Here is a 12,039-nt window from a genome sequence, read left to right as displayed (position 1 = left end):
GAGCCCCTATCTTGAGCCTCATGACCAGCATCCCGCACGGCACCCCCGGCGAGCCGGGTCCGCTGCGCACGCTCGGCCTGGAGCGGCTGCGACGCCGTACGAGCATGAAGTGGCGCACCTACCCCGACGACGTGCTGCCGCTGTGGGTGGCCGAGATGGACGTGCCGCTCGCCGAGCCCGTCGTCCGCGCCGTCACCGACGCGCTCGCCCTCGGCGACACCGGGTATCCGGCCGGCACCGCTTACGCGGAGGCCCTCGCCGTCTTCGCCGCCGAGCGGTGGAACTGGGACGGGCTCGCCGTCGAGCGCACCGCGATCGTGCCGGACGTGATGCTCGGCGTGGTCGAGATGCTCAAGCTGGTCACCGGGCCCGGTGATCCGGTCGTCGTCAACCCGCCGGTGTATCCGCCGTTCTTCCAGTTCGCCGAGCGCATGGACCGCCGGGTGGTGCAGGCCCCGCTCGACGCCGGTCTGCGCATCGACCTGGCCGGTCTGGAGGAGGCGTTCCAGGAGGCGGCCACCGGGCCCGGACGTGCCGCGTACCTGCTGTGCAGCCCGCACAACCCCACCGGGACCGTGCACACCGCGGCCGAGCTGACGGCCGTCGCCTCCCTCGCCGAGCGGTACGGCGTCCGGGTCGTCGCGGACGAGATCCACGCCCCCCTCGTCGCCCCCGGCGTCACCTTCGTGCCGTACCTCGCCGTGCCCGGCGCCGCCCGCGGCCTGTCCCTGTTGTCGGCGTCCAAGGGGTGGAACCTGGCCGGTCTCAAGGCCGCGCTCGCCGTCGCCGGACCGGAGGCCGCGGCCGACCTCGCGCGGCTGCCCGAGGAGGTGAGCCACGGTCCCAGCCACCTCGGCGTCATCGCGCACACCGCCGCCCTGCGCGACGGAACCGCCTGGCTGGACGCCCTGCTGGCCCAGCTCCGCGACAACCGGCGCCTGCTCACCGGCCTGCTCGCCGAGCACCTGCCGGCGATCCGCGCGTACCCCGCCGAGGCCACCTGTCTCGCCTGGCTCGACTGCCGGGCCCTCGGCCTCGGCGACGACCCCGCCCAGGTCTTCCTCGACCGCGGCCGGGTCGCCCTCAGCCCCGGTCCTCCCTTCGGTGCCGGCGGCGCCGGGCACGCACGCCTGAACCTGGCGACCTCGCCCGCGATCCTCACCGAGGGGGTGCGGCGGATGGCGGCGTCCCTGCGCTGAGCGGGCGCGCCCCGCCGGCCCGCCGTCCCGGGGCCTCCCCGGGCGGCGGACGGACTCCTAGACTGCCGGGCATGGACGACACGCGGCTCGACCGGCTCGGCTCCGGCAAGTACCTGCTGGTGACCAGCTACCGCAAGAACGGCACCCCGGTCGCCACCCCGGTGTGGGTGGTCCGGGACGGCGACACGCTCGGCGTGTGGACGGCCGCCGACAGTTGGAAGGTCAAGCGGATCCGGCGCCGCCCCGACATCCTCGCCGGACCCTGTGACGTACGCGGCAACCCAACCGGCGACCAACTGCCGGCCACCGCCGAGATCACCGGCCCGGAGACCACCGACCGCTACCGCGCCCTCATCGCCCGCAAGTACGGCATCCTCGGCCGGCTCACCCTGCTGGGCAGCCGGCTGCGGCGCGGCAGGGACGGCACGGTCGGCATCCGGGTGACCCCCGCCCGGTGAGGGCCACCCGCGACCGGCGTCCTACGACGCGTTGAGCACCGACCCCGACAGCTCAAGACCGCCGGACCGCGGCTTCCCGGTCTGCGGGTCGATCTGCCCGAACCGCACGGACTCCGCCTGCTCACGGACCCGGTCCTTCACCGTCGGCACGGTGATGTCGGCGCTGGTGTGCCCGGGCGCGATCTCCGCCCACAGGTACAGGCCGTCCACCTCGGACAGCGGACGCGCCGGATCGGGCGACGCCCCGGCCGTGTCCCGCAGCCAGCGCGCCGGGACGTCCTTGGTGGACAGCTCCGGCGCGGTCGCCCGTACGACCCCGAAGAACGCGCTCATGTCCACGTCGACCGCCTCCGACAGGGACACCCGCCACTTCAGCGTCTGTCCCTCGGTCACCTTGCCGGCGACGGGCGTCACGGTCATCGTGGGCGCCGGATCGTCGTCGTGGACGGTGATCCCGCCCCGGTAGGAGCCGACGACCGCCCCCCGCACCGCCTTCACCAGCACGTCGTACGACACGTCGGTGCCGTACCGCGTGTTGCCCTTCACCTGGACCGGTACGTCGACGCCCTGACCGCCCGGACGGACCGTCACCAGGCGGTCCTTGGCCCTGCCGGTGGCGGGGTCGACGACGTACACCCGCACCTGACCGCTGCCACCCGTGCCCGTGACCTGGACGGGCACCCGGTAGGTGCGCACGCCCGTGTCACCCTCGTCCACGGTCGTCCGGCCGACGTCCACGCGCGGCAGCGCGTCGGTGCGCACAGCGGGTGTCCCGGGCCGCCAGCCCCAGGCGTCCATCAGCCAGGCCCGACCGGACGCCGAACGCGGCGTCAGCTCCATGGACTTGACCGAACCCAGAGCGAGTCCGGCACGGGTCGCCGCCGTCAGCGGCACCCGGATCTCCCGCGCCCAGTAGGAGGCGGTCCGTTCACTGCCGGGCAGCCCGTCCACGTGGACCCGGCCGATCTTCGCCTTCCGGCCGGAGGCGTCGGTGAGCGACACGTCCAGCTCCGTACCCCGGGAGTTCGGGGGCACGAACAGCCGCAGCGCCAGCGCCTTGGACCCCGACAGGGACACCGGCTTCGCCGCGGTCACCCGGACCGGGGCACCGGCACGCGTCCAGTGCAGCGCGACCGCGTGCCGGCCGGCCTCCCGGTCGGTCGCCCACTGCGCGAAGTGCGGTGACTGCCCGTGCGCGCCCTGGCCGAGGCAGGCCTCGGCCGCGGTGGGCGACACCGCGTCGCACAGCCGGCCACCGGTCACCGACACGCCTGCGTCCGGCAGGAGACCGCCGCCCCGGCGGGCACCCACCGCGTGGCTCAGCACCCGCGCCGGGTCCGCCGACGGCGCCCGTTTCCCCGAGCCGTCCAGCAGCGGACGCACCCGGTCGTCCCCGGCGAGGAACAGCCGCGCGGCGGCGGCGATGTATGTCGAACCGGCCCGGTGCTGCTGGTCGGCGGTCAGCCGGGTCGCGGCCCGCTTGGCGCACACCGGGTCGCGCTGCCCGGGGTCGTCGGAGAAGTCGTCCTCGGCGGGCGCCGCGGCCTGGCCGGGCGTCCACTCGGAGTTGAAGAAGTTGTGGTTGGCGCCGATCACGTACACGGCGCTGTGCAGGGCGGTGCCGTTGCCGACCGTGCGCGTGCCGTCGACGTACACCTCGCCCTGGAGGTCGGAGACGTCACCGTCGCAGCCCGGCAGGATCGTCACCGACGGCACGTCGGGCACCGGGTTCTGCCCGAAGACGGTCGGACCGATGAGGACGGTGCCGCGGACCTTCCAGCGCACCGGCCCGCGGTAGCCGTCCTGGTCGGCGGGCGGCGGCGTGATGCTGTCCAGGGCAGCCCGGTTGACGCCCTCGCCGCCCCGCGAGTGGCCGACCAGCAGCACCCGGGACAGATCGGCGCGGGGTGCCTCGCGCACCACGGCCGGTGCCGTCGCGGGGTGTTCGGTCCAGTCGGCCCAGCGGGCCAGGTGCAGCCGCACCAGCGAGGACCGGGCCTGCGCGCCACCGTCCTCGGCGGCGTAGTCCTGCCCGTTGATGCCGTTGGCGGCGACCGACACGGTCATGTAGCCCTGGGAGGCGAGGAGTCGCTGGTCCCGCAGGTAACCGCGGTGACTGGGCACCGGCTCGGTGCCGGCCGGGCACGGCCAGTCCCCGGTGGTGTCGTCGCGGCCCTTGTAGCAGACGGAGTGGCGGCCGTGCAGGAACAGCGCGAGCGGGCGCTTCCCGGAGGCGCCGACCGGCGCGACGACCACCGCGCGCATCTCCACCGGCTTCGGGAAGCCCGGCAGGCGCACGGACTTCAGCGTGTACTCGCCCGTCCTGGTGCGGTACGAGCCGGGCTTGCCCGGGTCCACGCCGTTCGCGGGGAGCGGGGCCGGCAGCCGTGCCGCCGACGCGGTCCCGGCGCTGTCCCGCGCGTCCAACCGCCGTCCGCCGGACCAGACTTCCAGCCCGCTAAGCCCCGATGGCCGCCGTCCGTCGAGCGGCAGCCGGAAGGTCCGCCCGTCCGTGCCCGGCCGCGGCACGCCCAACAGGCGTCCGCCGGAGCGGAATTCGACCCGCGCGTCACCCATCGGCACCGGCCGGTCCGACCGCCACACCAGTTGCGGCGCCGGACCCCGGCCGGCCAGCCGCCATCCCGGCGGGAGCGGCCCGTCGTCCGCGACCGCCGACATCCCCTCCGGCAGACCTCGTTGGGGCTGCGCGACCGCCACCCCCGGAGATGCTCCCGCCACCGCGAGTAACGCGGCGGCGGCCACCCATATGTGCCGGGCACGGACCACTGTTCCTCCTCGGACCCCGACCTCGGGCGCCCGGGCCCGCCGGGACGCCCCTCGCCCCGGGAGGATGAACGGCGGAGGCTGCGGGTTGCCTGTGCGCGGGAGGTGATGGATCACATCAGGGACGGCGGGGCGCGCGGGTGTGTGCGGCGGGGGTGCCGAGGTGTGGGTGCGGCGGGGTCCGGAGGCGGCTACGACGGCTTCCGGTGCCGGTGCGTGTCACCGGCAGGGGGCCTGGGAGGGGCGGTGGCGGTGTGCGGCCGTCAGGTCCGAGTGCGGGGGCGGTCAACCGCGGGTGCCGGGTGCGTGTGCCCGGTGCCGCCGGGTCCAGGGGCCGTCAGGTCCAGGCCCGGTAGGGCTCGTCCAACAGTTGGAAGACCGGTTCACCGCGCACGGGGTCCTTCGCCGTGGACAGCCGGACCCGGTCCCCGCTGTGGATCCCGACCGGCGGTCCCATGACCCGGCCCCGCACGACGAATCCCTCGGCCATCTCGATCAGCGACACGTTGCGCGCCGCGGGCGTGTTGCGGTGCACCACGGTGGAGTGGCGGACCGTGCCGACGCCCTCGCTGCGCTCCGTGCGCAGTTCGCTGCCCTGGCACACCGGACACAGCAGCCGGTGGTACGTCGCCGTGCCGCACCAGGTGCAGCGCTGGAAGAGGATGGCGTCCTGGGAGTCCGCGGAGACGGGGTCGAGAACACCCGTCGCGGAACCGGCCACCGGATGCGCGGTGCTTGCTGAGTGGTGGTACACGCTGTCAACTCCCTGCGCTCGGCCGGAATCCGGGTGCACGGGGCGGACCGCGCACGTGGGTGCGCGGTTGCCGTGCCACCGCGCACGCCGACAGAGTATGGCACTCAGTGTCACTCGTAAAGGCACTCCGTACCCAGAATGGTGAGCGGCGGGCACGCCTGGGTCAGCCGCGGCCGAGCGCCGTCTCCAGTTCCTGGACCACCCGCCACAGCGGGGCGTCCCGGCGGGAGACCAGCACCACCACCTCGTCGGACCGTCCCGCCCGCTCATCCGACCCCGCCGGACCGGACCGGGCGGCCGCCACCGCGGTGTCCGCCGGCCGGCCGTACGTCCTGTGCACATAGCCCAGCGCGTGGTCCACCGCCGTGCCCGGATCGCCCGCGCCGTCCGACCGCAGCCAGGAACGCAGGGCGTTGTTGTGCGCGGCGACCACGGCGGCCGCGATCACGTCGGCCCGCAGGGTCCCGTCGGGCCGCCCGGCGAACCGGCCGCGCAGATAGTCGGCGAGGGCGCGCTCGTAGCGCCACACCACCGACAGCTCGTAGGCGCGCAGGCCCGGTACCTGCCGGGTGAGGCGGTAGCGCTGCACGGAGAAGGCCGGGTTCTCGGCGTACATCCGCAGCACCAGCCGGGCCGCGTCGCACACCCGCCGCACCGGCTCGTGCTCCGGGCCGCCCGTGCCGAGGAAGGCGGTCATGTCGGCCAGGCAGCGCTCGTGGTCGGGGAAGACCACGTCCTCCTTGGAGGGGAAGTAGCGGAAGAACGATCGCCGGCCGACGCCGGCCAGGGCCACGATGTCGTCCACGGTGGTCTGCTCGTACCCGCGTTCCACGAAGAGCCGGAAGGCCGCCGCCACCAGGGCGTCCCGCATGGGCGGCTTCGCGGCCGGCGCCGCGCTGCTGGAGCTCATGAACGGGAACGTAGCACCCGGAACGCTGCTGTGACACTCAGTGCAGCATCGGGGGTCTACTGGGGGAACTGAGTGCTTTCGCGGTGGACGGCCGGCCCGTGACGCACCGCGCTCGGGGCGGCTGACGGGGGCGGCCTCGAACGCCCGTGGCCTGCGGCGTAGCCTTTCTCCACCCCGCTGGCACCGGCCGCGCACGCCCCGAGGAGATCTCCCATGCCCGCCGCCCGCCCCCGCCTGCTCTACGTCACCGACCTGGCGTACCGGGCCCGCGGGCGCCGCTACTGCGACGAGGACATCCACCTCACCTCCCGGCTGCGCGCCCACTTCGACCTGGCCCTGTGCCACCCGCTGGACGCGGCGGCCCTGATGGCGGACCACGACGCCGTCGTCGTCCGCAACAGCGGCCCCGTCCTCGGCTACCCGCGTGAGTACGAGGCCTTCCGCGCCCGGGCGCTGGCCACCGGTGCCCGGGTGTACAACCCGCTCACCGGCAAGGCGGACATGGCCGGCAAGCAGTACCTCCTCGATCTGACCGCCGCCGGCTTCCCCGTCATCCCGACCGTCGACAGCGTCGAGGGCCTGCACCGGCTGCCGCCCGCCACGCGGTACGTGGTCAAGCCCAGGCTCGGCGCGGACTCCCTCGGCCTGCGGACCGTCCCCGGGAGCCGGATCGCCTCCCTCACCGCGAGCGACGTACTGATCCAGCCGCGCGTCGACTTCGTCCACGAGGTGTCGTTCTACTTCGTCGACGACGACTTCCAGTACGCCCTGTACGCCCCCGACCCCCGGCGCCGCTGGGAGCTGCGGCCCTACGCGGCCACCGCCGCCGACCTGGAGTTCGCCCGGCGCTTCATCGACTGGAACGACCTCGGACACGGTATCCAGCGCGTCGACGCCTGCCGTACGGACGACGGCGGCCTGCTGCTGGTCGAACTGGAGGACCTCAACCCCTACCTGTCCCTGGACGCGCTGCCGGAGGAGGCCCGGGACGCCTTCGTCACCGCGTTCACGGCGTCCCTGAACCGGTTCGTGCAGGCAGTGCCGAGCCCGGTCCTGGGGTGATCGGACGTCCGTGCCGTTCGCCGGACGGACGCGCGGCGGGGGAGGAGCGAGCCTGAACGGGTCCGCCGCGGGCCCCGTATCCCCGTGCGGGAACCGCGCGAGCCCCGTACCCGGGGGACGGAAGGAGAGCCAGGTGCCGACACCGCCCCACCCCGAACAGCCGCCGCCGGCAACGGAGTCGGAACCCATCCATGTGCTACGGCTCCGCCGCTTCGACGCCCTCGCCGAGCTGATGCGGGAGTTCCGGCCGGACCCGGTGACGTGGGAGCCCTCCGGCACGGCACCCGGCCCGCACCCGCCTCCCGCCGAGGAGGACACCCGGGAACTCCCGCCCGTGCCCTCGGCCCGTGCCCCGAAGGCCCCAACCCCGGACGTGTCCGGCCCCCGCCCGGCCCGTCCTGCGAAGGCCCCCACCCGGGGCGCGTCCGGTCCCGGCTCGGGACCTCCGGAACACCTTCGCACCGGACGTGCACACCTTCGCCGGGCCGTCGTAGGTGCCGCTGGTGGTGCCGTCGCGGCGGCCGCCCTCGCCGGTTTCGGCTGCGCCCTGCTCCTCCCCGGCCGACAACAGGCCGCCGCGGCTCCGCCGGCCGCCCCGCCGAGCACGGCCTCCGCGCCCACCACGGCCGCCCCACCCGCCACCGCGTCCGTCCCGCCGCCCGCCGCCACCGCGCCCGATCCCGACGGCCCCGGCACCCTCCGCCAGGGCGACACCGGACCCCCGGTCACGGAACTGCAGCGGCGCCTGCTGCGCGTCCCGGACGTCTACCGCGACGGCACCACCAGCGGCACCTACGACGCCATCCTCACCGAGGCCGTGGCCCGCTTCCAGCTCTGGTACGGCATCAGCGGCGACGAGAAGGGCGTCTACGGCGACGACACCCGCCGCGCACTGGAGTCACGGACCGGCGCCGGCGAGGAGTCATGAGCGGCACACCGGGAACAAGCAGCGACGGCCGCACCCTTGTCCACCGCGTCCACCGCGGGCCGGGGGACCGGGACCGGGCAATGGGGGCGGCAGCGCAGGACGGTGGGGCGGGACGGCAGCGGAACGGTATGGCGGACGGAGGTGCCGGGATGGACCGGGCGGACGAGGGTGCCGGCGTGGACGGCAACGGGCAGACGGACGGCAACGGCCAGGAGGGCATGGGCGGTCAGGGAGACGCGGAGCGCCAGGGGGACGTGGAGGACTTCTTCGCGCGGCTGGATCCCGACATGTGCGTGGTGACGGCGGTCGCGGACGGCGAGCGGGCCGGCTGCCTGGTGGGTTTCGCCTCGCAGTGTTCCCTGAAGCCGCCCCGGTTCGCCGTGTGGCTGTCCAAGGCCAACCGCACCTACCGGGTGGCCCGGGCCGCGCAGCACCTCACAGTCCATCTGCTCACCCGCGACCGACGGGACCTCGCGGAGCTGTTCGGCGGCGAGACGGGCGACGAGACCGACAAGTTCGCGGGGCTGGCCTGGCGGGAGGGGCCCGGCGGCACCGCCGTCCTGGCGGACGCCGCGGCCTGGCTCGTCGGCACCGTGCTCCACCGCACCGACGGCGGCGACCACGTCGGCTTCGTGCTCGACCCGGTCCAGTGGGGCACGGGACGGGAAGGACCGCTGCTGCGGCTCTCCGATGCCGTCACCATCGAGGCCGGCCATCCCGCGGACTGACGCCCCGGCGGCAGGGGCGGTACCGCTAGCCGCCCGCGGTCCCCGGCGTGTCCTGCGCGTCCTGCGCCGGCATGCGGATGTCGAGCACACACACGTCGTCCCGCCGCTCGTCCGCCAGCATCGTGGCGAGCAGCGCCTCCAGCGAGCCGGACTCGTCGCGGCCGTGGGCGCGCACCGCCGCGGCCAGCCGGTCGAAGCCCGCGTCGAGCCCCTCACCGGGACGCTCCACCAGACCGTCGGTGTACAGCAGCAGCCGGTCACCGGGTTCCAGACGCAGCTCCGCCGAATCGTAGACGGATGAGCCGGTCGCGCCGAGCAGCATGCCGCCGGGCCGGTCGAGGTAGCGCACCTCGCCCCGGCGCACCAGCAGCGGCGGCGGGTGCCCGGCCTGGGCCCAGGCCAGGACGTGTTCCCCGGGGTCGTAGCGGGCCAGGACCATGGTGGCGGTGGTCTGGCCGTCGCGGGAGTGCAGCAGCAGCCGGTTGAGCCGTGCCAGCGCCCCGGTCAGCGAGGAGCCGGTGCTGACCATGCCCTTCGCGGTGAACCGGAGCTGAGCCATGGTGGCCACGGCGCCGATGCCGTGGCCCGCCACGTCACCGACCACGAACAGCGCGTCGGAGTCGGGAAGCTCGATGGCGCTGAACCAGTCACCGCCGACGTGGACCCCGGCCTGCGCGGGCAGGTAGGCGACCTCGACGCGCAGCCCGGCCAACTGCACCGGCTTGCTGGGCAGCGGCAGCAGGGCGTGCTGGAGCCGCGCCGCCAGCGCCCGTTCGGCCTGAAGGATGCCGCGCTGGAGCAGCATCGCGCGCTCGCTCTCCACCAGCGCCAGCTCCGCGCTGCGCTGCGCGGTGAGGTCCTGCACGAAGCCGTGCACCTCGACGGGGGTGCCGTCGGGTGCCGTGACGGCCTCCGCGACCATCCGCAGATGCCTGACGCCCGCGGACGTCTCGACGCGGAACGGCACGTCGAAGGGGCGCGCGTGGCGTACGAGTCCGGCGATCGCGTGGGCCAGCGGGCCCGCGTCCTCCGGTACGGCCAGGCTGGGCAGCTTCTCCAGCCGGACCGGCCGCCGCCCGGGAGCCCGGCCCAGCACGGTGTACGTCTGCACGGCCCAGGAGATCTCCTGGGTGATCAGGTTCCAGTTGGCCCAGCCGAGGTTGCCGAGACGCTGCACGTCGGCCAGGCGCTGCTCCTGCCGGTCCACCCCGTCGTGCCGCAGCCAGGTCACCACCAGGCCGTCGCCCAGCGGGGCCGCCCGTACCGAGTAGGTGGCGGTGACCGGCACGCCGTCGATGACGTCCCGGTGGGCGAAGGGCTCGCCCTCGAACGGCACGCCGGTCCCGAGCGCCTGGAGGCAGCCCTGCCACAGCGGTTCCCCGGCGACCGACGGATAGCTCTCCAGGAGGTGGCTGCCGACCATGTCGCGGCCGGTCCGGCCGAACACGTCGACCGCCCCCGGGGTGGCGGCGTCGATGCGGTAGTCCGCCACCTCGCCGGAGGAGTCCCGCAGCGGGGTCAGCAGGGTGACCGCGCCCGGCAGCGCGTCGAACACCGCCTGCACGGTCCGGGAGACGCCCTCGGCCGCACGCTGCCGCGGGCCGTCGAAGGCCCGCAGCCGGCCCGCGCTCAGCCGGGCCATGGCCCGCAGCAGCTCCCGCTCGCGCGCGGTGAACGGCCCGCGGCGCCGACGCAGCACACCGAGGGCTACGGACGCCGCGTCCCCGGCCGGCACGGGCAGCCAGGCGCGGGAGAGCCAGCGCTCCGGGGGGCTGCCGATGATCTGGTACCGCTCGCCGTCCGCGGCGGGGTCCTCCAGCCAGCGCGGCTCCCCGGACCGCAGGACGTCCAGCGCGGCGACCCCGGTCACCGGCGGCACGTGACGCCACTGGGCGGCGACGGTGGTGTCGACGCCGGCGTGCCCGATCAGCCCGAGGCCGCCCTCGGGCAGCCGCTCGTAGAGCATCACCGCGTCTGCGCCCAGCTCGGGTGCGAGGTGTTCCAGGAGGCATTCGGCCAGTTCTTGCGGCGAGCCGACCCGGACCAGGTCCCGGCCGGCGTGCCCGAGCACCTCCGCGAGGTCCATCGTGCCGGCGGGCGGGGTCGCCCAGGATCCGGCACCGGCCGGTGAGGCGGGTGCCATGGTGCCGGGTGGGGCCGGAGCCGGTGAGGCCGGTTCCGTGGCGGCGGGCCGGCCGGGGCGCGGCAGGCCGCCCAGGGTGATCCAGCACTGTTCGAGGAGGGTGCGGTTGCCGTCCTCGGCCCGCCGCGTCAGCTCCGTCTGCGCGGCGTCCGGCGTGCACCCGGTGAGGGCCATCAGCACGCCCTTGGCCCGCTCCAGCACGGCGGAGGTCGCCGCCCGGTCCCGCAGCCGCTCCATCTCGGCACGCTGCCGGGCCACGACCTTGGCCAGCGCCGCCACATCGGTGCTGGTGCCGGGGGCCACCGGGGGTACGGGCTCGCTCGTCACGCGACGAGCATTGCACATCAGGGGCCGTTCGATCACTCGTCTGCCAGGTGCAGGTTCATGTGACCGTCGCACAAGATTTCTGACCGCGGGGGCGGGTCGAGCGAATGGGGGCGAACAGGGTCGGAGCAGGGGCGGAGGGAGGTGCGCAGGCCGATGGCGACGGGCGGACTGGCGAGGCGAGGAGCGGGGGGTGGGACACTCCTGAGCCACTGGCGCGAGCTGCGCGGACGGGCTCGCGGAGCGGGCGGAGGGGTCAGCGGCTCGTGCCGCGGGCGGCCAGTGCCTCGCTCACCACGCGCACGCTGCGGGCGATGTGCTGGAGCTGGAGGACCTCGGCGGCGTACATCTTGATCGTGTGTTCGATCACCGATTCCGGCAGCCCGAGCACCGGCAGTTCCGCCCGCGCGGTCTGGAGGGCGGTCCGTGCGACCCGGATCTCCTGCTGTACCTGGATCTGCGCGTGCCGGGCGAGCAGGACGGGGTGCCGGATGAGCGCCGGATAGCTGGAGTAGCGCGCGGGGATCAGTTCGCGCAGCCACTTGGCCGCCGAGCGTTCCCAGTCGTACGAGCCCGGAGTCTTGACCTGACAGGGCCAGTCGGGACTGATGCGCGTGCTGGTCAGGGGCATGATCATCGCTTCCGGTGTGCGGCGTCGGGAGGTGGTCGACGGGTTCGTGGCGGCCCCGGCCCAGGGGATGGCCGGGGCCGCCACGGGCGCCTCGCGCAGGCGACGCGCCCCGGAACGC

The 12,039-nt window shown here is 74.8% G+C and carries 10 protein-coding genes; 5 read left to right on the top strand and 5 right to left on the bottom strand.

Annotation, left to right across the window (positions count from 1 at the left end; all coding sequences use genetic code 11):
* Positions 1–20 precede the first annotated feature (20 nt).
* A complete protein-coding gene (locus tag D9753_RS02625) occupies positions 21–1,199 on the top strand; it encodes a MalY/PatB family protein (RefSeq protein WP_121785532.1) in 1,179 nt (392 codons plus the stop codon).
* Positions 1,200–1,270: 71 nt separating this feature from the next.
* Positions 1,271–1,657 carry a PPOX class F420-dependent oxidoreductase gene (locus D9753_RS02620; RefSeq protein ID WP_121785531.1) on the top strand — a complete coding sequence of 129 codons (387 nt, stop codon included), beginning with the start codon at positions 1,271–1,273 and terminating at the stop codon, positions 1,655–1,657.
* Between the two features lie 21 nt (positions 1,658–1,678).
* Here D9753_RS02620 and D9753_RS02615 read toward each other — a convergent pair whose 3' ends face one another.
* The 3 genes from D9753_RS02615 to D9753_RS02605 form a co-directional block, all read right to left on the bottom strand.
* Positions 1,679–4,444, bottom strand: a complete 2,766-nt coding sequence (locus D9753_RS02615) for an alpha/beta hydrolase family protein (RefSeq protein WP_121785530.1) — start codon at positions 4,442–4,444, stop codon at positions 1,679–1,681.
* Positions 4,445–4,778: 334 nt separating this feature from the next.
* A complete protein-coding gene (locus D9753_RS02610) occupies positions 4,779–5,195 on the bottom strand; it encodes a Zn-ribbon domain-containing OB-fold protein (protein WP_121785529.1) in 417 nt (138 codons plus the stop codon).
* Positions 5,196–5,358: 163 nt separating this feature from the next.
* Entirely contained in the window at positions 5,359–6,105 is a 747-nt protein-coding gene (locus D9753_RS02605) for a TetR family transcriptional regulator (protein WP_121785528.1), read from the bottom strand.
* 213 nt (positions 6,106–6,318) lie between these two features.
* Between D9753_RS02605 and D9753_RS02600 the strand changes: the two genes are divergently transcribed.
* The 3 genes from D9753_RS02600 to D9753_RS02590 all read left to right on the top strand — a co-directional run bounded on the left by D9753_RS02600 (position 6,319) and on the right by D9753_RS02590 (position 8,823).
* Entirely contained in the window at positions 6,319–7,167 is an 849-nt protein-coding gene (locus D9753_RS02600; protein WP_121785527.1) for an ATP-grasp domain-containing protein, read from the top strand.
* Between the two features lie 133 nt (positions 7,168–7,300).
* Positions 7,301–8,095 carry a peptidoglycan-binding domain-containing protein gene (locus D9753_RS02595; protein WP_121785526.1) on the top strand — a complete coding sequence of 265 codons (795 nt, stop codon included), beginning with the start codon at positions 7,301–7,303 and terminating at the stop codon, positions 8,093–8,095.
* Positions 8,096–8,313: 218 nt separating this feature from the next.
* Positions 8,314–8,823 (top strand): flavin reductase family protein, encoded by a 510-nt coding sequence (locus tag D9753_RS02590; RefSeq protein ID WP_121790861.1) that lies wholly within the window; start codon positions 8,314–8,316, stop codon positions 8,821–8,823.
* Positions 8,824–8,848: 25 nt separating this feature from the next.
* Here the strand turns inward: D9753_RS02590 and D9753_RS02585 are convergent, their stop codons facing one another.
* Entirely contained in the window at positions 8,849–11,311 is a 2,463-nt protein-coding gene (locus D9753_RS02585; protein WP_121790860.1) for a SpoIIE family protein phosphatase, read from the bottom strand.
* Positions 11,312–11,546: 235 nt separating this feature from the next.
* Complete coding sequence (locus D9753_RS02580) at positions 11,547–11,927, bottom strand: hypothetical protein (protein WP_205614036.1); 381 nt, start codon at positions 11,925–11,927, stop codon at positions 11,547–11,549.
* Between the last annotated feature and the right edge of the window lie 112 nt (positions 11,928–12,039).

Origin of the sequence: Streptomyces dangxiongensis (assembly GCF_003675325.1) — a bacterium.
Classification (GTDB): Bacteria; Actinomycetota; Actinomycetes; order Streptomycetales; family Streptomycetaceae; genus Streptomyces; species Streptomyces dangxiongensis.
Note: the sequence above shows the minus strand (reverse complement) of the source record. Positions and strands in the feature narration are given on the sequence as shown.